22 protein-coding genes are annotated in these 26069 nt (G+C 51.3%); 19 read left to right on the top strand and 3 right to left on the bottom strand.

The window, feature by feature from the left end; genetic code table 11:
* Positions 1–13 precede the first annotated feature (13 nt).
* The 8 genes from syd (at position 14) to OGX90_RS18825 (ending at position 8397) form a co-directional block, all read left to right on the top strand.
* On the top strand, positions 14–559 hold the full coding sequence (gene syd, locus OGX90_RS18860; RefSeq protein ID WP_032944836.1) for a SecY-interacting protein: 546 nt from the start codon (positions 14–16) through the stop codon (positions 557–559).
* 632 nt (positions 560–1191) lie between these two features.
* On the top strand, positions 1192–1521 hold the full coding sequence (locus OGX90_RS18855) for a YqcC family protein (RefSeq protein WP_003825670.1): 330 nt from the start codon (positions 1192–1194) through the stop codon (positions 1519–1521).
* Positions 1521–2303, top strand: a complete 783-nt coding sequence (gene truC, locus OGX90_RS18850) for a tRNA pseudouridine(65) synthase TruC (RefSeq protein ID WP_234692762.1) — start codon at positions 1521–1523, stop codon at positions 2301–2303. The genes OGX90_RS18855 and truC overlap by 1 nt, the downstream gene beginning before the upstream one ends.
* 19 nt (positions 2304–2322) lie before the next feature.
* Positions 2323–2772: a flavodoxin gene (locus tag OGX90_RS18845; RefSeq protein WP_003825676.1), complete on the top strand. Its 450-nt coding sequence runs from the start codon at positions 2323–2325 to the stop codon at positions 2770–2772.
* Between the two features lie 343 nt (positions 2773–3115).
* The gene (gene gudP / locus OGX90_RS18840; protein WP_286624502.1) at positions 3116–4468 is read left to right on the top strand and encodes a galactarate/glucarate/glycerate transporter GudP; all 1353 of its coding nucleotides are present in this window, start codon (positions 3116–3118) and stop codon (positions 4466–4468) included.
* A gap of 2 nt (positions 4469–4470) precedes the next feature.
* Positions 4471–5811: an enolase C-terminal domain-like protein gene (locus OGX90_RS18835; protein ID WP_057068331.1), complete on the top strand. Its 1341-nt coding sequence runs from the start codon at positions 4471–4473 to the stop codon at positions 5809–5811.
* Positions 5812–5831: 20 nt separating this feature from the next.
* The gene (gene gudD / locus OGX90_RS18830) at positions 5832–7172 is read left to right on the top strand and encodes a glucarate dehydratase (RefSeq protein ID WP_008785687.1); all 1341 of its coding nucleotides are present in this window, start codon (positions 5832–5834) and stop codon (positions 7170–7172) included.
* 82 nt (positions 7173–7254) lie between these two features.
* Positions 7255–8397: a glycerate kinase gene (locus tag OGX90_RS18825; RefSeq protein ID WP_234692761.1), complete on the top strand. Its 1143-nt coding sequence runs from the start codon at positions 7255–7257 to the stop codon at positions 8395–8397.
* A 212-nt stretch (positions 8398–8609) separates the two neighbouring features.
* Here OGX90_RS18825 and barA read toward each other — a convergent pair whose 3' ends face one another.
* Positions 8610–11366, bottom strand: coding sequence for a two-component sensor histidine kinase BarA (barA, locus tag OGX90_RS18820; protein WP_234692760.1), 2757 nt, complete (start codon positions 11364–11366; stop codon positions 8610–8612).
* Positions 11367–11423: 57 nt separating this feature from the next.
* Between barA and rlmD the strand changes: the two genes are divergently transcribed.
* The 8 genes from rlmD to OGX90_RS18780 all read left to right on the top strand — a co-directional run bounded on the left by rlmD (position 11424) and on the right by OGX90_RS18780 (position 20916).
* Positions 11424–12722: a 23S rRNA (uracil(1939)-C(5))-methyltransferase RlmD gene (gene rlmD / locus OGX90_RS18815; protein WP_008785684.1), complete on the top strand. Its 1299-nt coding sequence runs from the start codon at positions 11424–11426 to the stop codon at positions 12720–12722.
* A gap of 100 nt (positions 12723–12822) precedes the next feature.
* Positions 12823–15057, top strand: a complete 2235-nt coding sequence (gene relA / locus OGX90_RS18810; RefSeq protein WP_003825690.1) for a GTP diphosphokinase — start codon at positions 12823–12825, stop codon at positions 15055–15057.
* A gap of 130 nt (positions 15058–15187) precedes the next feature.
* A complete protein-coding gene (gene mazG / locus OGX90_RS18805; RefSeq protein WP_003825693.1) occupies positions 15188–15979 on the top strand; it encodes a nucleoside triphosphate pyrophosphohydrolase in 792 nt (263 codons plus the stop codon).
* A gap of 350 nt (positions 15980–16329) precedes the next feature.
* Positions 16330–17967 (top strand): glutamine hydrolyzing CTP synthase, encoded by a 1638-nt coding sequence (gene pyrG, locus OGX90_RS18800; RefSeq protein WP_003034127.1) that lies wholly within the window; start codon positions 16330–16332, stop codon positions 17965–17967.
* A gap of 87 nt (positions 17968–18054) precedes the next feature.
* Positions 18055–19353, top strand: a complete 1299-nt coding sequence (gene eno / locus OGX90_RS18795; RefSeq protein ID WP_003034129.1) for a phosphopyruvate hydratase — start codon at positions 18055–18057, stop codon at positions 19351–19353.
* 197 nt (positions 19354–19550) lie between these two features.
* Entirely contained in the window at positions 19551–19865 is a 315-nt protein-coding gene (locus tag OGX90_RS18790) for a hypothetical protein (protein ID WP_071445298.1), read from the top strand.
* 12 nt (positions 19866–19877) lie between these two features.
* Positions 19878–20663, top strand: a complete 786-nt coding sequence (locus OGX90_RS18785) for a DUF4225 domain-containing protein (RefSeq protein ID WP_234692758.1) — start codon at positions 19878–19880, stop codon at positions 20661–20663.
* A gap of 4 nt (positions 20664–20667) precedes the next feature.
* Positions 20668–20916: a hypothetical protein gene (locus OGX90_RS18780; RefSeq protein WP_234692757.1), complete on the top strand. Its 249-nt coding sequence runs from the start codon at positions 20668–20670 to the stop codon at positions 20914–20916.
* A 314-nt stretch (positions 20917–21230) separates the two neighbouring features.
* On the opposite strand, the gene OGX90_RS18775 is transcribed toward OGX90_RS18780, so the two are convergent.
* Positions 21231–22055 (bottom strand): MurR/RpiR family transcriptional regulator, encoded by an 825-nt coding sequence (locus tag OGX90_RS18775; protein ID WP_153686786.1) that lies wholly within the window; start codon positions 22053–22055, stop codon positions 21231–21233.
* A gap of 165 nt (positions 22056–22220) precedes the next feature.
* On the opposite strand from OGX90_RS18775, the gene OGX90_RS18770 reads away from it, so the two are divergent.
* The 3 genes from OGX90_RS18770 (at position 22221) to queE (ending at position 25209) form a co-directional block, all read left to right on the top strand.
* On the top strand, positions 22221–23777 hold the full coding sequence (locus OGX90_RS18770) for a maltose/glucose-specific PTS transporter subunit IIC (protein WP_234692756.1): 1557 nt from the start codon (positions 22221–22223) through the stop codon (positions 23775–23777).
* Positions 23777–24466 (top strand): N-acetylmannosamine-6-phosphate 2-epimerase, encoded by a 690-nt coding sequence (locus OGX90_RS18765; RefSeq protein ID WP_032944829.1) that lies wholly within the window; start codon positions 23777–23779, stop codon positions 24464–24466. Before OGX90_RS18770 ends, OGX90_RS18765 begins: the two co-directional genes overlap by 1 nt.
* Before the next feature lie 71 nt (positions 24467–24537).
* Positions 24538–25209, top strand: coding sequence for a 7-carboxy-7-deazaguanine synthase QueE (gene queE, locus OGX90_RS18760; protein WP_003034139.1), 672 nt, complete (start codon positions 24538–24540; stop codon positions 25207–25209).
* Between the two features lie 91 nt (positions 25210–25300).
* Here the strand turns inward: queE and queD are convergent, their stop codons facing one another.
* On the bottom strand, positions 25301–25663 hold the full coding sequence (queD, locus tag OGX90_RS18755) for a 6-carboxytetrahydropterin synthase QueD (protein WP_003825707.1): 363 nt from the start codon (positions 25661–25663) through the stop codon (positions 25301–25303).
* Between the last annotated feature and the right edge of the window lie 406 nt (positions 25664–26069).

Raw genomic sequence — 26069 nt, 5'->3', positions numbered from 1 at the left:
AAGAGAGAAATCAGTGGACGAATTGACAGCGCAGGCGTTGATAGCCTTTACGACGCGTTATTGCGACGCATGGCATGAAAAAAACAACAGTTGGCCGCTCAGCGAAGAGCTGTATGGCGTACCTTCTCCGTGTATCATTTCTTCCACAGACGATGCGGTATTTTGGCAGCCTCAACCTTTTGTCGGCGAAAATAACCTCAATGCGGTTGAACGGGCCTTTGATATTGTGGTACAACCTGCCGTTCACGCTTTTTACACCACCCAGTTTGCTGGTGATATGCACGCGCAGTTTGCGGATGAAAAGCTCACGCTGCTGCAAACCTGGAGTGAAGATGACTTCAGGCGCGTTCAGGAAAACCTGATTGGTCATCTGGTAACGCAAAAGCGCCTCAAGCTATCACCTACGCTTTTTATTGCCACACAAGATAATGAGCTTGACGTCATTTCGGTGTGCAATCTGTCCGGTGAAGTGTGCAAAGAAACGCTGGGAACCCGTAAACGAACGGTGCTGGCGGCCTCACTTGCGGAATTCCTCACTCAACTTAAGCCAGTTCTGTAATCCAGTTTGCCCTGAACCTTGTGAGAGATCTCTTACAAACCCTGTAGGACATTGCCAGGTGATAAGTAAAGACTTAATGAATTGATAAAATAATAATTTATTATTATTCAATTGGTTAGTGTTTTATTGTCAACTTTCATACGAAAATAATCGTAAGGGTAAGCCTGTAAGCATCTTGTAAGACAAAGCGAAACAGGCGATTCTATATCTGTCGACAAGGAGTCGCACAACGAAGAGAACATCAGGATGATGGCTCTTCGCCAGGACACACCAGGACGGTGTTGCAAGGACAGGCTTCAGGACGAAGCAAAGAGGAAGACGCTGGATGCGTTAAAGGACACCTCCAGGATGGAGAATGAGAGCCGGTCAGGATGTTCGGCGGGTCAGGATGGCCAGGATACTTCAGGATGAAGTTTTCACATCGGGGTGATGTGAGCAGGATGCAAAAGTTCAGGATGAACACGGTCGCAAGACCACAGGAAAAGTTGTCAAGGATGAGCAGGGAGCACTAAAAGTAGCTGGAATGCTGCGAAACGAACCGGGAGCACTGTTTTTACAGTGCTCCCTTTTTTTATTTCCCTTCACTAGTGCTATTCTTCGCGCCAGATTTTTTCATCATTGAGGTTAATTTCATGACGACTCATGACCGTGTGCGCCAGCAGTTACACGCACTTGAAGCGCTACTGCGTGAACATCATCACTGGCGGATGGATGAGCCAGCAGAGCATCTGTTTACCAGTACACAGCCTTTTTGTATGGATACCATGGAACCGGTCGAGTGGCTGCAGTGGGTGTTGATTCCCCGCATGCATACGTTGATTGATAACGCGCAGCCGCTTCCGCAGGCTTTTGCCGTCGCACCGTATTACGAAATGGCGCTGGCAGCCGATCACCCGCAACGCGACATTCTTCTGGCGGCATTGCAGGAGCTGGATGCGCTGTTTACAAGTGATAACGCCTGATGCTGGAAATTCTTTATCAGGACGAATGGCTGGTCGCCGTCAATAAACCTTCGGGCTGGTTGGTTCACCGCAGTTGGCTCGACCGGGATGAGAAAGTGGTGGTGATGCAAACGGTGCGCGACCAAATTGGTCAGCACGTATTTACCGCCCATCGACTCGACAGACCAACCTCCGGCGTGCTGCTGATGGGACTGTCCAGCGAAGCCGGGCGTTTGCTGTCCCAGCGGTTTGAACATCATCAAATTCAGAAACGCTATCATGCGATTGTGCGTGGCTGGCTGATGGATGATGCCGTGCTGGATTACCCGCTGGTCGAAGAGCTGGATAAGATTGCCGATAAGTTTGCCCGCGATGATAAAGGCCCGCAGCCTGCTGTCACCCATTATCGTGGCCTGGCAACGGTAGAAATGCCGGTAGCGACCGGGCGTTATCCGACTACCCGTTACGGGCTGGTGGAGCTGGACCCTAAAACCGGTCGCAAGCACCAGCTCAGACGCCATCTGGCGCACTTGCGCCATCCGATTATCGGCGACAGCAAGCACGGTGATTTGCGGCAAAACCGCAGCGCCGCAGAGCATTTCGGTTGCCAGAGATTGATGCTGCATGCCAGCCAGCTTGCGCTGACCCATCCTTTCACCGGTGAACCGCTGGTTATTCGCGCCGGACTGGATGACGTCTGGATGCAGGCGTTATCACAGTTTGGCTGGCGTGGACTTCTCCCTGAGAATGAAAGGGTTGAGTTCAGCGGGCTGTCAGGTCAGGATGAGCAGATAGATTCTTAAGTCCCAGGAGATTACGGTTATGGCGGAAATTGGAATTTTTGTCGGCACGATGTACGGAAACGCGCTGCTGGTTGCCGAAGAGGCCGAAGCTATTTTGACGGCGCAGGGTCATAAAGCTACGGTGTTCGAAGATCCGGAACTTAGCGACTGGCAGGCATATCAGGATAAATATGTACTGGTGGTGACTTCCACGACCGGGCAGGGCGATCTGCCGGATAGCATCGTGCCGCTGTTTCAAGGGATCAAAGATAATCTCGGTTTCCAGCCAAATCTGCATTACGGGGTAATTGGGCTGGGCGACAGTAGCTACGTTAATTTCTGCAATGGCGGTAAACAGTTCGATGCCTTGTTGCAGGAACAAAGCGCCCACCGGGTAGGGGAAATGCTGCTGATTGATGCCAGCGAGCATCCTGAACCGGAAAGCGAATCCAATCCCTGGGTAGAAAACTGGGGAACCTTGCTTAAATAACTCCCTCGCTCGTACGGGCATGCAACCCCCCTTTGAACCGCAAGCCGGGCCAGGCGAAGCCGCCACCCGGCAATAAAACCCCAATTACGTGAACTAACTTCCACTACTTTGGGCTTATGCCCCAAACAACTTCTCACTGCCTCCCTAATGTTGTGTTCATGCACGGTGAGGGTCAGTGGCACTCCTTCATATACTTTTCCCGTCAGTTCCCGGAATGGCAGCGAGTCAGAATAAAACGGCCTTGAGCTGTACCAACACTGCCACACACTAACCTCTCATTCTGATCACCCTACAGGTGCTGTACAGAATGAACTGGCGAAAGCCAGGATTCAGGAGTGCAACAATGAGTTCATTAAGTCAGGCGGCGAGCAGCGCGGAAAAACGCACTAACGCTCGCTACTGGATAGTGGTGATGCTGTTTATCGTCACATCCTTCAACTACGGCGATCGCGCCACCTTATCCATTGCCGGTTCGGAGATGGCCAAAGACATTGGTCTGGATGCGGTAGGGATGGGGTATGTATTCTCCGCTTTCTCATGGGCCTATGTTATCGGCCAGATCCCCGGCGGCTGGTTGCTCGACCGCTTTGGTTCAAAACGCGTTTATTTCTGGTCCATCTTTATTTGGTCCATGTTTACCCTGCTGCAGGGTTTTGTCGATATCTTCAGTGGTTTCGGCATTATCGTTGCGCTGTTTACCCTGCGTTTCCTCGTCGGTTTAGCTGAAGCGCCCTCCTTCCCCGGCAACAGTCGTATTGTGGCGGCGTGGTTCCCGGCACAGGAAAGGGGCACGGCGGTCGCTATCTTTAACTCTGCGCAATACTTTGCCACCGTTATCTTCGCGCCAATCATGGGTTGGCTGACCCACGAAGTGGGTTGGTCGCACGTGTTCTTCTTTATGGGCGGTCTTGGGATTGTTATCAGCTTCGTCTGGCTGAAGGTGATTCATGAACCGAACCAGCACCCGGGCGTAAACCAAAAAGAGCTGGATTACATTGCCGAAGGTGGGGCGCTGATCAACATGGATCAGGCGGCAGCCAAAACCAAAGTGCCGTTTAGCGTGAAGTGGGGGCAAATCAAACAGCTGCTGGGTTCACGGATGATGATCGGGATTTACATCGGCCAGTACTGCATTAACGCGCTGACCTACTTCTTTATCACCTGGTTCCCGGTTTATCTGGTGCAGGCTCGCGGTATGTCGATTTTGAAAGCCGGTTTTGTTGCTTCGGTTCCGGCCATTTGCGGATTCGCCGGCGGCGTGCTCGGCGGCATTATTTCCGACTGGCTGATGCGCCGTACCTGTTCGCTGAATATCGCCCGTAAAACGCCAATCGTCATGGGGATGCTGCTATCGATGGTGATGGTGTTCTGTAACTACGTCAATGTGGAGTGGATGATCATCGGCTTTATGGCGCTGGCCTTCTTCGGTAAAGGCATCGGCGCGCTGGGATGGGCGGTGATGGCTGATACCGCACCTAAAGAGATCAGCGGTCTGAGCGGCGGTTTGTTCAACATGTTTGGCAACATCTCCGGCATCGTCACGCCAATTGCTATCGGCTACATCGTTGGGACTACCGGCTCGTTTAACGGCGCGTTGATTTACGTCGGGGTACATGCGCTGATTGCGGTGGTGAGCTATCTGGTGCTGGTGGGCGATATTAAACGTATCGAACTGAAACCTGTCGCAGGACAATGATGATGACAACACAATCGAGTCCCGTTATTACCGATATGAAGGTCATCCCGGTGGCCGGTCATGACAGCATGCTGCTCAATATTGGCGGCGCGCATAACGCATACTTTACTCGTAATATCGTGGTGCTCACCGATAATGCCGGAAACACCGGTATCGGTGAAGCGCCGGGTGGCGAAGTGATTTATCAGACGCTGGTGGATGCGATTCCGCAGGTGTTGGGCCAGGAAGTGGCGCGCCTGAATAAGGTGGTGCAGCAGGTGCATAAAGGCAACCAGGCCGCTGATTTTGACACCTTTGGCAAAGGCGCCTGGACCTTTGAACTACGGGTCAATGCGGTAGCGGCGCTGGAGGCCGCATTGCTCGACCTGCTGGGCAAGGCGCTCAACGTGCCGGTTTGTGAACTGTTAGGGCCGGGCAAGCAGCGCGATGCGGTCACCGTACTCGGTTATCTGTTCTACGTGGGCGATCGCACAAAGACCGATTTACCGTATCTGGAAAGTACGTCGGGAAACCATGAGTGGTATCACCTGCGTCATCAGCAAGCGATGAACAGTGAGGCAGTGGTACGTCTGGCTCAGGCTTCGCAGGATCGCTACGGCTTTAAAGATTTCAAACTCAAAGGTGGCGTACTGCCTGGCGAGCAGGAAATCGACACCGCTCGTGCGCTGAAAAAATGCTTCCCGGATGCGCGTATTACGGTTGATCCCAACGGTGCCTGGCTGCTGGATGAAGCCATCTCCCTGTGTAAAGGGCTGAACGATGTTCTGACCTACGCCGAAGATCCATGCGGCGCTGAACAGGGTTTTTCTGGCCGTGAAGTGATGGCCGAGTTCCGCCGTGCAACCGGTCTGCCGGTAGCAACGAACATGATAGCTACCAACTGGCGTGAAATGGGCCATGCGGTGATGCTGAATTCAGTAGATATTCCGCTGGCCGATCCGCACTTCTGGACCCTTTCTGGCGCGGTACGCGTGGCACAGTTATGCGATGACTGGGGCCTGACCTGGGGCTGCCATTCTAACAATCATTTTGATATTTCCCTGGCGATGTTCACCCACGTTGGTGCGGCTGCGCCGGGTAATCCAACGGCTATTGATACCCACTGGATCTGGCAGGAGGGCGATTGCCGCCTGACCAAAAATCCGCTGGAGATTAAAAACGGAAAAATTGCGGTACCCGATGCGCCCGGTCTGGGCGTGGAACTGGACTGGGATCAGGTACAGAAAGCGCATGAAGCCTATAAGGCGCTGCCCGGCGGCGCGCGTAATGACGCAGGCCCAATGCAGTATCTGATCCCCGGATGGACTTTTGACCGTAAACGTCCCGTTTTCGGCCGCCACTAATTTTGAATAAGGACTTAATTATGAGCGCACAATTTTCTACCCCATTGGTTACCTCTATGCAGGTTATTCCGGTTGCGGGTCATGACAGCATGTTGATGAACCTGAGCGGCGCACATGCTCCGTTCTTCACGCGCAATATTGTGATTATTAAAGATAACTCCGGTCATACCGGCGTGGGTGAAATTCCCGGCGGCGAAAAAATCCGCAAAACTCTGGAAGATGCGATCCCGTTGGTGGTAGGTAAAACGTTAGGTGAATACAAAAACGTGCTGAATGCAGTACGCAATACTTTTGCCGATCGTGATGCGGGCGGTCGCGGTTTGCAGACCTTCGATTTACGTACCACTATTCATGTGGTTACTGGGATCGAAGCGGCCATGTTGGATCTGTTAGGTCAGCATTTGGGCGTAAACGTCGCCTCTTTGCTGGGGGATGGCCAGCAGCGTAGCGAAGTTGAAATGTTGGGTTACCTGTTCTTCGTGGGTAACCGTAAGGCAACGCCGCTGCCGTACCAGAGTCAGCCGGATGATAAATGCGACTGGTATCGTCTGCGTCATGAAGAAGCGATGACCCCGGATGCGGTAGTGCGCCTGGCGGAAGCCGCGTATGAGAAGTATGGTTTCAACGACTTTAAACTGAAAGGCGGTGTGCTGGCCGGGGAAGAGGAAGCAGAATCTATCGTTGCGCTGGCGAAGCGTTTCCCGCAGGCCCGCGTCACGCTGGATCCGAACGGTGCGTGGTCGCTAAATGAAGCGATTAAGATCGGCAAATATCTGAAGGGTTCTCTGGCCTATGCGGAAGATCCGTGCGGTGCCGAGCAGGGCTTCTCTGGTCGTGAAGTGATGGCGGAGTTCCGCCGCGCCACCGGTCTGCCGACCGCCACCAACATGATCGCCACCGACTGGCGTCAGATGGGGCATACGCTGTCGTTGCAGTCTGTGGATATCCCACTGGCGGACCCGCACTTCTGGACCATGCAGGGTTCTGTCCGTGTGGCGCAGATGTGCCATGAGTTCGGGCTGACCTGGGGATCGCACTCTAACAATCACTTTGATATTTCGCTGGCGATGTTTACGCATGTCGCGGCGGCGGCTCCGGGTAAAATAACCGCTATCGACACCCACTGGATCTGGCAGGAAGGCAACCAGCGCTTGACCAAAGAGCCGTTTGAAATCAAAGGCGGCATGGTGCAGGTTCCGGCAAAACCGGGTCTGGGCGTGGAGCTGGATATGGATCAGGTCATGAAAGCGCATGAGCTGTACCAGCAACATGGACTGGGTGCGCGTGATGATGCGATGGGTATGCAGTATCTTATCCCGAACTGGACGTTTGATAATAAGCGTCCGTGCATGGTTCGCTAAGTGATCCAGGACCGCTCCTATAGAGTGAGCGGTTTTGCTCCTGGTGTATGCTTAACATAATCAACATGCGTAAGGATGCTTTATGAAAATAGTAATCGCACCCGATTCCTATAAGGAAAGTTTGAGTGCGCTTGAGGTGGCAACGGCTATAGAGCTGGGGTTTCGTGAGATCTGGCCCGATGCGGATTACATGAAGATCCCGGTTGCAGATGGCGGTGAAGGAACGGTCGAAGCGATGGTTGCCGCAACGCAAGGTCACCTTGTGCATGTTGATGTTACCGGCCCTTTGGGCAACACAATTCAGGCATTTTATGGTTTATCTGGCGATGAGCGCTCGGCGTTTATAGAAATGGCGGCCGCCAGCGGACTGGAACAGGTTCCTGTGGGTTTACGCGATCCGCTGAAAACGACATCCTGGGGAACCGGGGAGTTAATCCGTCATGCGCTGGACGCTGGCGTTGAGCATATCATCATTGGGATTGGCGGTAGCGCCACCAATGATGGCGGTGCCGGGATGGTGCAAGCGCTGGGAGCAAAACTGCTGGATGCGCAAAATAACGAAATTGCGCAAGGCGGGATCGGTCTGGAATCTCTGTCCCGAATTGATATTTCTCAGTTAGACAGCCGTCTTGCCGGGTGCCGTATTGAAGTGGCTTGCGATGTGACCAACCCGTTGACTGGAAAAGAGGGCGCATCTGCGGTTTTTGGTCCGCAAAAAGGGGCGACGCCGGAGATGATTACCCGCCTGGATCGTGCGCTCACGCACTATGCGCAACTCATTGCCCGCGATCTGGACGTCAACGTGCTGGATCTGGCCGGTGGTGGTGCGGCGGGTGGTATGGGGGCGGCGCTGTATGCGTTTTGCGGCGCACAGTTACGCTGCGGTATTGAGATAGTGACCGATGCGTTACACCTTGATGCCTGCGTTGCGGATGCGGATTTAGTGGTCACAGGTGAAGGGCGCATTGATAGTCAGACCATTCACGGTAAGGTTCCGGTTGGCGTAGCGAAGGTCGCAAAGCGTTACAACAAGCCGGTTATCGGTATCGCAGGTAGCCTGACGGCCGATGTGGGGGTCGTACACGAGCATGGGCTGGATGCGGTTTTCAGCGTCATCTACTCCATTTGTACCCTGGATGAGGCGCTGAAGAACGCGAGCGACAACGTACGAATGACGGCGCGAAATGTAGCCGCAACGCTTAAAGCAGGGCAGCAATTACGCTGAGTTGTAGGTCGTATAAGGCGTTTACGCCGGATTTGGCGATGTGCCCGATGCGCGACGCTTATCGGGCCTACGGTAAACAGCGAAACCTGTAGGCCGGATAAGGCGTTTACGCCGGATTCGGCGATGTGCCCGATGCGCGACGCTTATCGGGCCTACGGCAAACAGTGAAACCTGTAGGCCGGATAAGGCGTTTACGCCGCATCCGGCGAATATCACCCCAATATCCGTTTCGCTTCGCGTGCAACGTTGTCCATCTCATCCAGAAGCTCTAAAAACTCAGGTTCCAGCTCTTCTTCTTTGGTTCCACTGCGTAGCTGTTGTTCAATGAGCTGACACAGGTTTTTCATGCGGGGGACACCACTATAACCGCAACTGCCGTGCAGCTTGTGAATCATATCCACTAGCCCTTCGGGGTTCTCTCCGACCAGTTGCTCTTCGATTTTGTTACGCACCTCAGGCAGAAAATCGATCAGCATTTGCAGCATATCCCGCGCCAAATCGTTCTTACCCGCGGCTTGCCTTAATGCCAGTTGCCAGTCGAGCGTCGTGTTCGGATTGACGACCGGCTCAAGAGGTTCTGTGGTGAGTGCCCGCAGCGATGTGCTTGCGCCCGGTTTGTAACGTAACAGCAGATTATGCAGCTTATCTTCCTCGATAGGCTTCGCCAGGTAATCGTTCATCCCGGCGCTGAGCAGCTTCTCTTTCTGCCCGGCCATGGCGTGTGCGGTGACCGCAATGACCGGTGTCTGCTGTTGATGAGGAAGCTGGTGGATTAGTTCGCAGGCGCGAATACCGTCCATGTCTGGCATCTGAATATCCATCAGGATCAGGTCAAACGGCATTTGTCTGGCGCGATCCACCGCCTGATGCCCGCTGTCACACAGCACGACGTGCTGTACCTTATCTTCCAGCAATGCGCCAATCAGCTTGAGGTTCGCCGGGTTGTCGTCTACCGCCATGACGGTCATCGCAATTTTGCTTTCATCTAACAGCAGCGGATCCGCGCTGTGGTTTAGCTGACAATACTCTGTCAGCGCAGGCAGTAAGCGGGTTGAGGTGAGAGGTTTCAACAGACACGCCGCCGCGCCGCCCTGTTTCAATTTCTCTGCGTTAATTTGTGCATGACAAGGCAAGGCTAGCAACAGGAAGTCGGTCATCGCTGCTGCGCTCGCCAGCCGCTCATGCTGCATGGTGAGTGGTTCGCGCAAAGTGACCGGAATGCCCAGCAACAGAATGTCGTAGTGCTCCGCTGGCAACCCGGAGAACGAAGGGCTGTAAATCACCTCCAGCGGTGTTTCACTCAAGATATCTAACGTGCATTGTGCGGCGGTGGCGTTAGGTTCGACGTAGGCCAGTCGTTTACCGGCAAGACAGAGCGTGGTTGAGCGGTCAACGATAACGTTAGGGTTGAGATCGAGGCTGATATGGAACCAGAACGTGGAACCCCGGTTAGGCTGGCTGTGGAAGGAGATATCTCCACCCATTTCGTTGACCAGTTTTTGCGTAATGACCAGACCTAGCCCGGTTCCGCCATGACGCCGGGAAATACTGGCATCCGCCTGACGGAAAGCCTGGAACAGGCGGGATTGATCGCGCTCAGGAATACCGATCCCGGTATCGCGGATTTGTACTTCAATTTGCACTTTCGTGTTACTAAGGGCTCGCTTCTCGACCAGAATGTCGATGTTGCCGCCCTCGGTAAATTTGATGGCGTTGCCGACCAGATTGGTGATCACCTGCTGCAAACGCAACGGGTCACCGATGACGTTGTCCGGTACGTCATTCTTAATATTCAGCGTCAGCTCAAGCCCTTTATCATGGGATGAATGCGCTAACAGCGTAACGACGTCATCCAGCGTGCTGCGCAGCGGGAACGGAATGCTTTCCAGAATCAGCTTGCCCGCCTCAAGTTTGGAGAAGTCGAGTACATCATTGATGATGGCCAGCAGATTGTTAGCCGAGCGTTCAATGGTATTCAGGTGATCGCGCTGTGTGGTGTTGAGCTCGGTTTTTAGCGTCAGACGGGTGAAGCCAATCACGCCATTCAGCGGTGTTCGCAGCTCGTGGGACATGTTTGCCAGAAACTCAGACTTAATACGTGCCGCTTCCTGGGCGCGTTTCTTCGCCAGATCCAGCTCGACGTTCTGGATTTCCATCTGCTCCAGCGTTTCGCGCAGGTCAGAGGTGGCCTGATCGATGTTGTGCTGCATCTCTTCATGGTAGGCCGCGAGAGACATGGCCATCGAGTTGATGCCATTTTTAAGCATATCCAGCTCGCCCAGCATGAAACCTTCCACGCGGCTGTCGAGCTGTCCTCTACGTATTCGGTCAACGGTATTCACCATATTGCGAATCGGGCCGGTCACGTCGCGCATCAGACGCCAGCCGAAAATTAACGCAATACCAATACAAAACAGCATCATTACGCTGGAGATAAAGATCTCTTTGTACTGCTGCAATCGTACGGACTTAAGGTCCAGCTCAAGCGCCACATACCCCAGCATATTTTTGGTGTTTTTGGCGTCGCTTACGGCGGATTCATCCGGTGAATAGCTTTCCGATATAATAGGGGTTCGCAGGATCATGATATCCCCGTGCCGGGTGACGCTCAGCTTCCGGGGAAACGGTGAACCTGTCGCCAACTGCATTTCAGACGGATCGAGATGAAAATTTGAGGTGACGAACAGTCTGTTATTTTCGTCATAAACAGAAATTGCCCGCACGATATCGGAATGGCGACGATGCAGCACGCTGATAAGCTGGCCGATGGATTCCCTGTTTTGCAGGTTCATGCCATATTCGCTGGAGACCGCGAGTGGTTCAATGATGCTGGCACCAGCATCTTCCAGTTGACGCTGCAAGTCGTTATAGCGATGCACAACAAAAAAGATACTGAGCAACAAACCTATCAGGACGGTCGGGGCCAGGATCAGAATCATCATGCGTGCGCGCAGGCTGTAGTTGGTCATGGAGTTCCGTTATGGGACAATTAGGGTCACACTGTTAAATAGAGAAATATCTCGTCGATGGCGCAATTCTACTCTGCAAAACGACGCGTGACGACGCGTCAGATCATAACCGTTACCGTCAATGACCTCGATCCTTTTGGTCAGGGCGTCGCTCGCCATAACGGAAAGGCGTTGTTTATACCGGAATTGCTACCCCAGGAAAGCGCCGAGGTGGTGATTACCGAAGATAAAAAACAGTTTGCCCGCGCGCAAGTAAAACGACGTTTAAACGACAGCCCACAGCGTGAAGTGCCACGTTGCCCGCATTTTGGCGTGTGCGGCGGTTGCCAGCAGCAGCATGCCAGCATCTCATTGCAGCAGCGTAGCAAAAGCGCGGCGTTGTCGCGTTTAATGAAATGTGAGGTGTCGGATGTCATAGCTGATGCCCCGTGGGGCTATCGTCGTCGCGCACGTTTGAGCCTGAACTATCGGCCAAAAGAACAAAAATTGCAGATGGGGTTTCGCAAATCCGGTTCCAGCGACATTATCGATGTCAAACAATGCCCTATTTTGGTGCCCCAGCTTGAGGCGTTATTGCCCCATCTCAGAGCGTGTCTGGAAAGTCTGCAAGGGTTACGCCATCTAGGCCATGTTGAGCTGGTACAGGCGGGAAGCGGAACCCTGATGATTTTGCGCCACACGGCGCCATTGAGTGCTGCGGATAAAGAAAAACTGGAATGCTTTTCGCATTCTCAGGGGCTGTCTTTGTTTCTGGCCCCGCAAAGCGAGATACTGGAATCAATATCAGAAGAATCGCCCTGGTATGATTCAAATGGACTACGGTTAACCTTCAGCCCGCGCGATTTTATTCAGGTCAATGAAGGGGTAAACCAACAAATGGTCGCCCGTGCGCTGGAATGGCTCGATGTGCAACCTGAAGATCGTGTACTCGATCTGTTCTGTGGAATGGGAAATTTTACCCTACCGCTGGCAACTCGGGCAGCAAGCGTGGTTGGCGTAGAAGGTGTTCCTGCGTTGGTGGAAAAAGGCCGAGAAAACGCGCTGAATAACGGATTACACAATGTGACATTCTTTCATGAAAACCTTGAGGAAGATGTTACCCGACAGCCGTGGGCGAAAAACGGATTCGACAAAGTATTGCTCGATCCTGCGCGTGCGGGGGCTGCAGGTGTGATGCAACATATTATAAAATTAGAACCTATACGCGTTGTTTATGTATCCTGTAACCCAGCAACGCTGGCTCGTGACAGCGATGCTTTGCTCAACGCTGGATACGCCATACGGCGACTGGCGATGCTCGATATGTTTCCGCACACTGGACACCTGGAATCAATGGTCCTGTTTGAGCGTTTGTAATGAATTTTGTACCCATTGGATTTCGGGTTGTAATGCAGCATGAAAGACAATGGGTAGGGCTTGTCGACTTCGACAGGCCTGGCCCCTTAAGGAGAGGACAATGGTTGCGGTAAGAAGTGCACATATAAATAAAGCTGGTGAGTTTGATCCAAAGAAATGGATCGCGAGTCTGGGGATCTCCAGCCAGCAGTCGTGTGAACGCTTAGCCGAAACCTGGGCGTACTGCCTCCAGCAGACACAGGGGCATCCGGATGCGGATCTGCTGCTGTGGCGTGGCGTGGAGATGGTAGAAATTCTCTCCATGTTGAGCATGGATATCGACACGCTGCGTGCAGCAATGCTGTTCCCTCTGGCTGATGCCAACGTGGTCAGTGAAGACATCCTGCGCGAGAGCGTGGGCAAATCCATTGTTCATCTTATCCACGGTGTGCGTGATATGGCGGCGATACGCCAGCTTAAAGCCACGCATACCGATTCAGTTTCTTCCGAGCAGGTCGATAACGTCCGTCGCATGCTGCTGGCAATGGTGGATGACTTCCGCTGTGTGGTCATCAAGCTGGCAGAGCGGATTGCCCATCTGCGTGAAGTGAAAGATGCGCCGGAAGATGAACGCGTTCTGGCGGCAAAAGAGTGCACCAATATCTATGCACCGCTGGCCAACCGTTTGGGAATCGGGCAATTAAAATGGGAGCTGGAAGATTATTGCTTCCGTTATCTGCATCCGGCTGAATACAAACGCATAGCCAAGCTGCTGCATGAACGTCGTATCGACAGGGAACATTACATTGATGAGTTCGTCGGTCATTTGCGCTCAGAGATGAAAACGGAAGGCGTCAAAGCCGAAGTGTATGGACGTCCGAAGCATATCTACAGCATCTGGCGCAAAATGCAGAAAAAGCAGTTGGCCTTCGATGAACTGTTCGATGTACGCGCAGTGCGTATCGTGGCAGAGCGTTTACAGGACTGCTATGCCGCACTCGGGATAGTACATACTCACTATCGCCATCTGCCGGATGAGTTCGATGATTACGTTGCTAATCCGAAACCCAATGGCTACCAGTCAATCCATACTGTTGTACTGGGGCCGGGCGGGAAAACCATCGAAATTCAGATCCGTACAAAACAGATGCACGAAGATGCCGAACTGGGCGTCGCGGCGCACTGGAAGTACAAAGAGGGCACCGCTTCAGGCGCGGCGCGTTCTGGTCATGAAGATCGTATTGCGTGGCTGCGTAAGCTGATCGCCTGGCAGGAAGAGATGGCGGATTCCGGTGAAATGCTGGATGAAGTCCGTAGCCAGGTCTTTGATGACCGCGTGTACGTCTTTACGCCAAAAGGGGACGTTGTAGACTTACCTGCGGGCTCCACGCCGCTCGATTTTGCTTACCACATTCATAGCGATGTGGGGCATCGATGCATTGGCGCGAAAATTGGTGGGCGCATCGTACCGTTTACCTACCAGCTGCAGATGGGCGATCAAATTGAAATTATCACCCAGAAACAGCCAAACCCAAGCCGCGACTGGCTGAATCCTAACCTTGGCTACGTAACCACCAGTCGTGGGCGTTCGAAGATCCACGCCTGGTTCCGTAAACAGGACCGCGACAAAAACATCCTTGCTGGTCGCCAGATCCTCGACGATGAACTGGCGCATTTAGGTATCAGCCTGAAAGAGGCGGAAAAACACCTGCTGCCGCGCTACAGCTTCAATGAGCTGGACGAGTTGCTGGCGGCGATTGGCGGAGGAGACATCCGCCTCAACCAAATGGTGAACTTCCTGCAGGCGCAGTTTAATAAGCCAAGCGCTGCCGAACAGGATGCCGCCGCGCTGAAACAGCTTCAGCAGAAAACGCAGGCACCGCAGAGCCGTCGTAAAGACGACGGTCGTGTGGTGGTGGAAGGGGTAGGTAACCTGATGCACCACATCGCCCGCTGCTGCCAGCCGATTCCAGGCGATGAGATTGTCGGGTTTATTACCCAGGGACGCGGTATTTCCGTGCACCGGGCGGATTGTGAACAGCTGGCTGAGCTGCGCTCCCATGCGCCGGAACGTATTGTTGATGCAGTCTGGGGTGAAAGCTACTCGGCAGGGTATTCGCTGGTGGTTCGCGTCCAGGCCAACGATCGCAGCGGCTTGTTACGTGATATCACTACGATTCTCGCCAACGAGAAGGTGAACGTGCTGGGAGTTGCCAGCCGAAGTGATACCAAACAACAGCTGGCCACCATCGATATGACCATCGAAATTTATAACCTGCAGGTGCTCGGGCGCGTGCTCGGCAAGCTGAACCAGGTACCGGATGTGATCGACGCACGTCGCTTGCACGGTAATTAATTATTTTGTAGGCCGGATAACCTTGTAGGCCTGATAAGACGCGTTAGCGTTGCCATCAGGCATTGCTATGTTGCCGGATGTCGGCTATCGCCTTATCCGGTCTACTGTATTGAAATTTCAGGACATTCCAATGAATCAAATCGACCGACTGCTCGGTATTATGCAGCGCCTGCGCGACCCGGAGAACGGCTGTCCGTGGGACAAAGAGCAGACATTCTCCACTATTGCCCCTTACACCCTCGAAGAAACCTATGAAGTGCTGGACGCGATTGCGCGTGAAGACTTTGACGACCTGCGCGGAGAGCTGGGCGACCTGCTGTTCCAGGTGGTGTTTTACGCTCAGATGGCGCAGGAAGAAGGACGCTTCAACTTTGATGATATTTGTGCTGCGATAAGCGATAAACTTGAACGCCGTCATCCACATGTTTTTGCTGATGTTTCTGCCAGTAACAGTACTGAGGTTTTGACCCGTTGGGAAAAAATCAAAAGTGAAGAACGCGCCCAGAAGGCACAGCATTCCGCACTCGACGATATTCCCCGCAGTTTACCGGCATTAATGCGCGCCCAAAAAATCCAGAAACGCTGCTCAAATGTTGGCTTCGACTGGAAAACGTTAGGACCGGTTGTCGACAAGGTTTACGAAGAGATCGACGAAGTCATGTTTGAGGCTAAGCAGGCTGTTGTCGACCAGGCTAAACTGGAGGAGGAAATGGGCGATCTGCTGTTTGCTACGGTTAATATGGCCCGGCATTTAGGCACTAAAGCAGAGACCGCATTGCAGAAAGCGAACGAGAAGTTTGAGCGGCGTTTTCGTGAAGTTGAGCGAATTGTGGCTTCGCGCGGTCTGGAAATGACTGGTGTTGATCTGGAAACTATGGAAGAAGTCTGGCAACAGGTAAAACGGCAGGAAATTGATCTCTAAGGGATTTCGTCGGTCAAGGGCGATTTGTGTGATTTTTTAAATAACAAGCGCTTGATTTACGTCAAAAACATTTACCCAAAAGAGGCTATTTTCTCTTCCCGTTATGTTGATGAAACACCTTGTATACTGCCTCTTCGAGTTATTCGAGTCGCAACAAGGCGGCGACTGAAAGAATCCCCAGGAACATAGAAATGCTATGTTCCTGGGGTGAGTGAAGGAAGCCAACACCGGTGCGGCTTGAAGAACGAAGGAGAGGGGATAATGAAAGTTTGTGGCGCTCGTCATGTTCGGGTATACTACTTTCCCGTCTTGGTAATTCCATCGTTTCACCCTAACTTCTCAGGTCCAGCATGACAACGAACTATATTTTTGTGACCGGCGGGGTCGTATCCTCTCTGGGAAAAGGCATTGCCGCAGCCTCCCTGGCAGCCATTCTTGAAGCCCGTGGCCTCAATGTAACCATGATGAAACTGGATCCGTATATCAACGTCGATCCAGGTACTATGAGCCCAATCCAACACGGGGAAGTGTTCGTTACCGAAGACGGCGCTGAAACCGACCTGGACCTGGGTCACTATGAGCGTTTCATTCGTACCAAAATGAGCCGCCGCAACAACTTCACTACGGGTCGTATCTACTCCGACGTTCTGCGTAAAGAGCGCCGTGGCGACTACCTGGGCGCAACAGTTCAGGTTATCCCGCACATCACGAATGCCATTAAAGAGCGCGTTCTGGAAGGCGGTGAAGGTCATGATGTTGTTCTGGTCGAAATCGGCGGAACCGTTGGGGATATCGAATCTCTGCCGTTCCTTGAAGCGATTCGCCAGATGGCCGTAGAAATTGGCCGTGAGCACACGCTGTTTATGCATCTGACGCTGGTTCCGTACATGGCGGCGGCAGGTGAAGTCAAAACTAAACCGACTCAGCACTCTGTAAAAGAGCTGCTTTCTATCGGTATTCAGCCAGATATCCTGATTTGCCGCTCCGATCGCGCAGTTCCGGCTAATGAACGTGCAAAAATTGCATTGTTCTGTAACGTTCCGGAAAAAGCGGTGATTTCTCTGAAAGATGTCGATTCCATCTATAAAATCCCGGGCCTGTTGAAATCTCAGGGCCTTGACGATTATATTTGTAAACGATTCAGCTTGAACTGTCCGGAAGCTAATCTGTCAGAATGGGAACAGGTTATCTACGAAGAAGCGAATCCGGCAGGCGAAGTGACTATCGGTATGGTCGGCAAGTACATTGAACTGCCGGATGCCTATAAGTCAGTTATCGAAGCGCTGAAGCACGGTGGTCTGAAGAATCGTGTCACCGTCAACATCAAGCTGATCGATTCGCAAGATGTCGAAACGCGTGGCGTTGAGATCCTGAAAGGTCTTGATGCAATCCTGATCCCGGGCGGCTTCGGCTACCGCGGTGTTGAAGGTAAAATCGCGACGGCGCGCTTTGCGCGTGAGAACAATATTCCTTATCTGGGCATTTGCCTGGGTATGCAGGTTGCGTTGATTGAGTTTGCACGTAACGTAGTGGGTATGGACAACGCCAACTCCACGGAATTTGTGCCAGACTGTAAGTACCCGGTGGTGGCCCTGATTACCGAATGGCGCGATGAAGACGGCAACGTCGAAGTCCGTACCGAGAAGAGCGATCTGGGCGGCACAATGCGCCTTGGCGCGCAGCAGTGTCAGTTGAGCGACGATAGCCTGGTTCGTCAGCTGTACGGCGCGCCGACAATTGTTGAACGCCATCGCCACCGTTACGAAGTCAACAATATGCTGTTGAAACAGATTGAAGCTGCGGGTCTGCGTATTGCAGGCCGTTCCGGTGATGATCAGTTGGTCGAGATCATTGAGGTACCGAATCATCCGTGGTTCGTGGCCTGTCAGTTCCACCCGGAATTTACTTCCACGCCACGTGATGGGCACCCGCTGTTTGCCGGCTTTGTGAAAGCCGCCAGTGAACATCAGAAGCGTCAGGCGAAGTAAGAAGTAAATAAGTTAGAACGGCAATGCACCCATTAGGGTGCATTGTTTGTCTGGAGTTTTAGTTTAACTTGTACTGAGGAAAATCTAATGTCCAAAATCGTTAAAATCATCGGTCGTGAAATCATCGACTCCCGTGGTAACCCGACTGTTGAAGCCGAAGTACACCTGGAAGGTGGTTTCGTTGGTATGGCAGCAGCTCCGTCAGGTGCTTCTACTGGTTCCCGCGAAGCACTGGAACTGCGCGATGGCGACAAATCCCGTTTCATGGGTAAAGGCGTACTGAAAGCTGTTGCAGCTGTTAACGGCCCAATTGCTCAGGCTCTGCTGGGTAAAGATGCTAAAGATCAGGCTGGCATCGACAAGATCATGATCGATCTGGACGGTACTGAAAACAAATCCAACTTCGGTGCAAACGCCATCCTGGCTGTGTCCCTGGCGAACGCCAAAGCAGCTGCTGCTGCAAAAGGCCTGCCGCTGTATGCACACATCGCTGAACTGAACGGTACTCCGGGTAAATACTCCATGCCGGTTCCGATGATGAACATCATCAACGGTGGTGAGCACGCTGACAACAACGTCGACATCCAGGAATTCATGATTCAGCCGGTTGGCGCTAAGACTCTGAAAGAAGCCGTTCGTATGGGTTCTGAAGTGTTCCACAACCTGGCTAAAGTTCTGAAAGCTAAAGGTATGAACACTGCAGTTGGTGACGAAGGTGGCTACGCGCCGAACCTGGGTTCCAACGCTGAAGCTCTGGCTGTAATCGCTGAAGCGGTTAAAGCAGCTGGCTACGAGCTGGGCAAAGATATCACCCTGGCGATGGACTGTGCAGCTTCTGAATTCTACAAAGACGGTAAATACGTTCTGGCTGGCGAAGGCAACAAAGCATTCACCTCCGAAGAATTCACTCACTTCCTGGAAGAACTGACCAAACAGTACCCGATCGTGTCCATCGAAGATGGTCTGGACGAGTCTGACTGGGACGGTTTCGCATACCAGACTAAAGTACTGGGCGACAAAATCCAGCTGGTTGGTGACGATCTGTTCGTAACTAACACCAAGATCCTGAAAGAAGGCATCGAAAAAGGCATCGTTAACTCCATCCTGATCAAATTCAACCAGATCGGTTCTCTGACCGAAACTCTGGCTGCGATCAAAATGGCGAAAGACGCTGGCTACACCGCTGTCATCTCTCACCGCTCTGGTGAAACTGAAGACGCTACCATCGCTGACCTGGCTGTTGGTACCGCTGCAGGCCAGATCAAAACTGGTTCTATGAGCCGTTCTGACCGCGTTGCTAAGTACAACCAGCTGATTCGTATCGAAGAAGCTCTGGGTGAACAAGCACCTTACAACGGTCGTAAAGAGATCAAAGGTCAGGCGTAATCCTGTTCTTTAACTCTTAACGTAAAAACCCGCTGCGGCGGGTTTTTTTATGTCTGTAATTTATTCTTAATTGAAAATTTTGATGAACAATTTGATCTTTCTCACTTTGTTATTATTTTATTAAGAGTAATTTAATGATGTGATTATTTTGTATGTGTTTTTTTTATATTTATCATTAACAATAATAGAAATATTGAATGAATAACGAATTGGAAGACATACTGGCGAAAGCGGGCATGAAAAAAAAGGATGCTGCTATCCTGATAAAGTTGGCAAAACTGAAAAATATCAGCTTAAGTCGGGCATTTTTTCTCTATGCCTGGAAATATTATGCCTGGTGTGCGGCTTTGCTATTGGCTGTGATTTTTTCATCACTTTCTGAGGGTATAGATTTCTTCATAGTAAACGTTCTCTTCTGTATTGGTGTAGGTCTCATTTCACTCTTCTTTACGCCCTTTGTCACAAATTTAATCTGGAGCATTAAGATTCAATATAAATTGTTCGGGAAATAACAGGAGGTTATTTTGAGTAGTTATGGATTAATGAATTTGCAACGTGAAAAAGAAAAGATTGACTGGCTTGTCTATGATATCAGTTTTCAATATATTCATGATCCGGCTATAGGTTCAAAATATATGATTGAGGAAAATAGATTTACATCAGATTGCCTTGATGAATATCGGTATGGGAAATTAGATTTCGGTAGGGCGATGGATAGATTACGTGAATACCATATGTCTTTAACTAAATATCATATGCAATTAAGGATGGGGGCTATTAAATTATATGCAATAGCTGAACGAGAAAGAGGACGGCACTCTTCGCTTACAATAACATTAAAGCGAGTTGGATTCATTAGTGGAGCAATGCAAGTTATCGGTGGGTTTGGTTTGTGTAAAGCAAGCCTTGATGCTGCATGTAAAAGTTATGGGATCCCTTTAATGATGCAGGGAAGTGAGAATGTTTGGGAAAATGGTTATTATTTATTATATCATGAGGATCCTAAGAGAATGCCTTTGAGGTATGCCTACCGCCAGGCAGCAAAGCTTTTGGGTGGGGATGACAAGGATGGTGATATTGCTTTTTCAACGGGAGATCTTATTCTGTCTTTCGGTTCAGCTTCAACGCGGATGTTGAGAACAGATTCATGGAAATTATTCCACTATATACAGGAAGATTATATTCGCAGCTGGAGAAACCTGGGAGTTGTTGGGGGGACTAATGAGTTAATTGGCGATACAGTTAGCGGATTCACTATTTATCAACTTCTTGGTGGAGAAAGTACTAACTGGACCGAATTGAGGGAATAAGGAAATGTTCTTCAAAACATATGATCAGAATGATAAAGCTTTAATTGAAAGTATTAAACTTGCGGGTTTAAGTGAATATAAAGTACAGAAACTTATCCGCTTTGCTAATGAAAATAAAGTAAATATACAAAAAGCCTATTTATTGACAGATGCAAATATCATTAAAGTTGATGTTATTCTGTTTTTAGTTATATCTTTTTTTGTCTTTTCGATTGTACAAGAATCTTCCAGGGAACTATGGGCTTTTTTTTAATATTCGGCTTATCGTTTTTTGTTATTGAGTTAACCTGTCGGTTTCATAAAAATTATTTTAAAGTATGGAAAGTTTATATCAAGTTACGAGGGATTTAAATGAGAACCGGGGAATCTTACCTTAAACGGTCGCAGCGTATAACCCGTTCCCGGAGTCTGTGAGAATTTTTGCTTATTTTCAGACTGAGAATGCTAGCAGCATTCAGTCATGAGATGTTCCAGACTTAGCAAGAAGAGGGGGAACTTTGCCGGCGTCCCCATCATTATTGTTTGTAATCCTGTTCTTTAACTCTTAACGATAAAACATCGATGGCTTCAAAGCAGTAGCGGTAGGGTTGCACTCGCCGTTTGCTGGCTCACATCACCGTACTTTTCATCCAGCGCAATCAGCGACGTGGTGAGAAGTTCTACCAACAGCATCACTCCCACCTTGGCGTTTAGCGCGCCAGCACTCAACGGACCTTCTGGTTTGGCTGCGACCAGTTGAATATCACTAAGCGAAGCCAACGGGCTGCGCGGCGTATTACTTAACGCCAGTACGCGCACGCCTTGCTTACGCGCCAGTTTAACGACATGCAGTAGATCGCGCGTCGAACCTGAACTGGAAATCGCTACCACCAGCGTGTCTTTGTTAAGCGTTGTGGCGTTCATGGCTGCACGATGCATGTCACTGAACAATTGTGCAGGTTTGCCGAGGCGCAGGAGTTTGTAATGTAAATACTCACCCAGAATAGCGCTGGCCGCTACGCCATAAATCTGTACCGACTGGGCCTGATGCAGCGCCAAAGCGGCGGATTCCAGTAATGTCCTGTCGAGTAATTTTGCTGTGTCCTGCAGCGCTTGTACGGATTCATTGACCACATTGTCAATCTCATCTCCGCTGTGCTCTACCGGCTGTCCTTGCTGGAGATCGAGTGCCAGCGCCATTTTGAATTCGTTATAACCCTTACACCCTAGTGCGCGGCACAGACGTGTGACGCTCGCCTCGCTGGTGTCGCTTTCACGCGCCAGTTCGGTAATCGTCAGGTAGACAACTTTTGCCGGATCGCTGAGCACAAACTCTCCCAGCTTCTGCTGTGTTCGGCTATATCCGTCAACGCCCTGGCGCAATCTCAGCAGCAGGTTTTCATTTTCTGACATGCAAAATCCTTAATGCGTTTCTCTGTTGATAGTGTGGCGGAAAGCAGGGGAGAGATGCCAGTCATTTTAAAAAAGTATGATCGGCTTCCTGAATTTTGATGAAAATTTTCATTATTAATATTAAATATGGTAAAAATTTTCATCATTAATCGGAGAGATGAAAAAATGATGCAAATGTTTAGCGGCGCTTCATCGGGCGCATGGTTCGAAAAGGCACAGCGGTTCGGCAAATCGTTCATGCTGCCGATTGCGGTACTGCCCGCTGCGGGGCTGTTGTTAGGGATTGGCGGCGCGCTGTCGAATCCAAACACATTGACTGCTTATCCGTTTTTGGACGTTGACTGGTTACAGGCAATCTTCACGATCATGACCAGCGCAGGTTCTATTGTGTTTGCCAACCTGTCGGTGCTCTTTGCGGTGGGTGTTGCAGTAGGACTGGCTAAAACGGATAAAGGCACCGCTGGGCTTGCGGCATTGCTGGCATTTCTGGTGATGAACGCCACCATCAACGCTTTATTGACGCTCAACGGAACGCTGGCACACGAGAATCCCGGTGCCGTAGGCCAGGGGATGACGCTGGGTATTCAGACACTGGAAACGGGTGTGTTCGGTGGGGTGGTGATTGGGCTTGTCACCTGCGCGCTGCATAGCCGTTTCAATAAAGTCTCATTACCTCAGTTCCTTGGTTTCTTCAGCGGTTCGCGCTTTGTACCGATTATTAGCTCCCTTGCCGCGATAGTCGTGGGGGCGATCATGACGGTGGTTTGGCCGCATTTCCAGAAACTCATTTTTGGACTGGGTGGTCTGGTGGATGCGACAGGCTATCTGGGGACGCTGTTGTATGGCTTCATCCTGCGTATGCTCGGACCATTGGGTTTACACCATATCTTTTATTTGCCGTTCTGGACGACGGCGCTTGGCGGTAGTGAAATCGTCAACGGCCAGTTAGTTGAAGGTACGCAGCGTATTTTCTTCGCGCAACTTGCCGATCCGAATACGCAGCAGTTCTATGCGGGCACCTCGCGCTTTATGTCAGGGCGCTTCATTACCATGATGTTTGGCCTGCTTGGCGCATGTCTGGCGATGTACCACACCGCCAAGCCTGAGAACAGAAAACTTGTCGCCGGTCTGCTGTTGTCTGCGGCACTGACCTCTTTCCTGACAGGGATCACTGAGCCTATCGAGTTCTCCTTCCTGTTTGTCGCACCCGTGTTATACGTCATTCACGCCTTCTTCGATGGTCTGGCGTTTATGATCGCGCATATTTTACATATCACCATCGGGCAAACCTTTTCGGGTGGGCTTATCGATTTCCTCCTCTTCGGCGTGCTACAGGGGGAAGCTAAAACCAACTGGATGTACGTCCCCATGGTGGGGATCCCGTGGTTCTTCCTTTACTACTTCACCTTCCGCTATTTGATTAACCGCTTTAACTGGTTGACGCCTGGTCGTGAAAACGCAGCACCGACTGAATCCGGCCTGCCGCAGAGTGAGCGAGCTGCGGCAGTGATCGCCGGGCTGGGAGGCAAAGAGAATCTGGAAGAGGTGGATTGTTGTGCCACACGCCTGCGCGTGACGGTGAAAGAGAGCAGCAAGGTCGATGAAGCGGCGCTGAAAGCGACCGGGGCCCGTGGCGTAATTATTCGCGGCAACGGGGTTCAGGTGATTTATGGCCCGCATGTCACCATCATTAAAAACGAAGTCGAAGAGATCTTATCGTAATGAAAACTGTACTGGATTCCCTGAAAGGTAAATTAATCGTCTCCTGCCAGGCGCTGGAAAATGAGCCCCTGCACAGCCCGTTTATTATGTCACGTATGGCGCTGGCGGCAGCGCAGGGCGGTGCGGTAGGTATTCGTGCGAACAGCGTGGTGGACATTCGCGCGATCAAAGAGAGCGTCTCCCTGCCGGTGATTGGGATTATCAAGCGTGATTATCCGGGTAGCGATGTGTTTATCACGGCCACTTTACAGGAAGTCGATGAACTGATGACCGTTGAGCCGGAAATTATTGCTCTGGATGCGACAGCGCGCCCGCGCCCCGGTGGGCAAACGCTGGAAGAACTGGTCACGCAGATCCGTGCTCGCTATCCGTCCGTACTGCTGATGGCGGATATTGCCACCGTAGACGAAGCGGTGACCGCTGAGCGCCTGGGTTTTGACTGTGTGGGCACTACGCTCTACGGTTATACCGCTGACACTGCCGGGCATGTGCTGGCGGAAAACGACTGCGGTTTTTTACGTGATGTGTTGGCTGCGGTTAGCGTACCGGTTGTGGCGGAAGGGAACGTTGATACCCCTGAGCGTGCTGCACGATGCCTGGCATTAGGTGCCCATACCGTGGTGGTTGGTGGGGCTATCACGCGTCCGCAGCAGATAACGGCACGCTTTGTCGCAGCGATCGCCTCGTAAAGCATCGATGGGGCATGATACTTTGGCGGGGATCTGCGATAATTATCGTTTATCCCCATATTGAGAGCGCTATGCAGTACCCGATTAACGAGATGTTCCAGACCCTGCAAGGTGAGGGTTACTTTACCGGCGTCCCCGCCATTTTTATTCGTTTACAGGGATGCCCGGTTGGCTGTGCCTGGTGCGATACCAAACACACCTGGGATAAGCTTGAGGATCGGGAAGTCTCCCTGTACAGCATCCTGGCCAAGACCAAAGAAAGCGATAAATGGGGTGCTGCGAGCAGCGAAGATCTGCTGGCGGTCATTTCGCGTCAGGGCTATACCGCCCGTCACGTGGTGATCACCGGTGGCGAGCCCTGCATTCATGACCTGATGCCGCTGACTGACCTGCTGGAAAAGAACGGCTTTAGCTGCCAGATTGAGACCAGCGGCACGCACGAAGTACGCTGTACGCCGAATACCTGGGTGACCGTATCGCCGAAGGTGAATATGCGCGGTGGCTATGATGTGCTGTCACAGGCGCTGGAGCGCGCGAATGAAATCAAGCATCCGGTTGGCCGCGTCCGCGATATTGAAGCACTGGATGAACTGCTGGCGACGTTGAGTGACGACAAACCGCGAATCATCGCCTTACAGCCAATCAGCCAGAAAGAAGATGCGACGCGTTTGTGCATTGATACCTGTATTGCGCGTAACTGGCGTCTGTCGATGCAGACCCATAAGTATCTGAATATTGCCTGATAACTGTGCCGGGGGCGTTTCGCTTACCCGGCCAGAGTTTGTTGCTCGTTGCAGGCCGGATAAGATGCATTGCCATCCGGCAAGCCTATAATCACTCGCCGCGGTATACGCAGCCCGCTGTGCAGGTCTCTTTCACCATTACGGCACTCAGCAGAGGGACCACAGGTTTAACCTGATCCCAAATCCATTTGGCCAGCACTTCGCTGGTTGGATTTTCTAAGCCAGGAATATCGTTCAAATAGTAGTGATCGAGTCTGTCGTAAGTCGGCTTAAACGCGGCTTTTAACTCAGCAAAATCCATGATCCAACCGGTATGCGGATCGACTTCACCGGTAATTTCAAGACGCACCATAAATGAGTGACCATGCAGGCGGCCACACTTATGCCCTTCCGGTACATGCGGCAGGTGGTGAGCGGCTTCGAAGGTGAAATCTTTAAACAAGGTGGTGGACATTTTTTACTCTCAAGAATGCGAAAAACCGCGGTAGGGTACCGTAAAGAGCAAATTTTATCATTATTTATACACGTCATTCTTTAAGCTGCTTCTTTGTTGGCTGCCTTTGCTCGCCCCAGTCACTTACTCATGTAAGCTCCTGGGACTTGCTCAGTTGCCGCCTCGATGCATCTTAAATTATTTAGTGTATAAAAGGGTGCTGAGTATCAGAACGATTTATTCATGACGTTAATATTTGGTAATTATTTATATATCAAATGCTTATATAATCTGTTTTGCAGTTAATAACTATAACTAAAACAGGTTAGTCCATTTGGTTATTTGTTATTTCCATCCCTTCTTTAATTGTTACTATCCCCGCCGTTAACCTTATCTTCAGTTTGGGTTTTATTGCTGAAATCCGCTT

The sequence above is a fragment of the Citrobacter sp. Cpo012 genome (assembly GCF_030333015.1).
Classification (GTDB): Bacteria; Pseudomonadota; Gammaproteobacteria; order Enterobacterales; family Enterobacteriaceae; genus Citrobacter; species Citrobacter portucalensis.
Note: the sequence above shows the minus strand (reverse complement) of the source record. Positions and strands in the feature narration are given on the sequence as shown.

Bases quoted from the DNA above. Each gene is read 5' to 3' on its own strand.
- queD (WP_003825707.1), bottom strand. From the start codon at position 25,663: ATGTCCACCACCTTGTTTAAAGATTTCACCTTCGAAGCCGCTCACCAC.
- eno (WP_003034129.1), top strand. From the start codon at position 18,055: ATGTCCAAAATCGTTAAAATCATCGGTCGTGAAATCATCGACTCCCGT.
- truC (WP_234692762.1), top strand. From the start codon at position 1,521: ATGCTGGAAATTCTTTATCAGGACGAATGGCTGGTCGCCGTCAATAAA.
- relA (WP_003825690.1), top strand. From the start codon at position 12,823: ATGGTTGCGGTAAGAAGTGCACATATAAATAAAGCTGGTGAGTTTGAT.
- OGX90_RS18855 (WP_003825670.1), top strand. From the start codon at position 1,192: ATGACGACTCATGACCGTGTGCGCCAGCAGTTACACGCACTTGAAGCG.
- OGX90_RS18845 (WP_003825676.1), top strand. From the start codon at position 2,323: ATGGCGGAAATTGGAATTTTTGTCGGCACGATGTACGGAAACGCGCTG.
- OGX90_RS18790 (WP_071445298.1), top strand. From the start codon at position 19,551: ATGAATAACGAATTGGAAGACATACTGGCGAAAGCGGGCATGAAAAAA.
- OGX90_RS18835 (WP_057068331.1), top strand. From the start codon at position 4,471: ATGACAACACAATCGAGTCCCGTTATTACCGATATGAAGGTCATCCCG.
- gudP (WP_286624502.1), top strand. From the start codon at position 3,116: ATGAGTTCATTAAGTCAGGCGGCGAGCAGCGCGGAAAAACGCACTAAC.
- OGX90_RS18765 (WP_032944829.1), top strand. From the start codon at position 23,777: ATGAAAACTGTACTGGATTCCCTGAAAGGTAAATTAATCGTCTCCTGC.
- barA (WP_234692760.1), bottom strand. From the start codon at position 11,366: ATGACCAACTACAGCCTGCGCGCACGCATGATGATTCTGATCCTGGCC.
- rlmD (WP_008785684.1), top strand. From the start codon at position 11,424: ATGGCGCAATTCTACTCTGCAAAACGACGCGTGACGACGCGTCAGATC.
- pyrG (WP_003034127.1), top strand. From the start codon at position 16,330: ATGACAACGAACTATATTTTTGTGACCGGCGGGGTCGTATCCTCTCTG.
- OGX90_RS18780 (WP_234692757.1), top strand. From the start codon at position 20,668: ATGTTCTTCAAAACATATGATCAGAATGATAAAGCTTTAATTGAAAGT.
- OGX90_RS18770 (WP_234692756.1), top strand. From the start codon at position 22,221: ATGATGCAAATGTTTAGCGGCGCTTCATCGGGCGCATGGTTCGAAAAG.
- queE (WP_003034139.1), top strand. From the start codon at position 24,538: ATGCAGTACCCGATTAACGAGATGTTCCAGACCCTGCAAGGTGAGGGT.
- gudD (WP_008785687.1), top strand. From the start codon at position 5,832: ATGAGCGCACAATTTTCTACCCCATTGGTTACCTCTATGCAGGTTATT.
- mazG (WP_003825693.1), top strand. From the start codon at position 15,188: ATGAATCAAATCGACCGACTGCTCGGTATTATGCAGCGCCTGCGCGAC.
- OGX90_RS18825 (WP_234692761.1), top strand. From the start codon at position 7,255: ATGAAAATAGTAATCGCACCCGATTCCTATAAGGAAAGTTTGAGTGCG.
- OGX90_RS18775 (WP_153686786.1), bottom strand. From the start codon at position 22,055: ATGTCAGAAAATGAAAACCTGCTGCTGAGATTGCGCCAGGGCGTTGAC.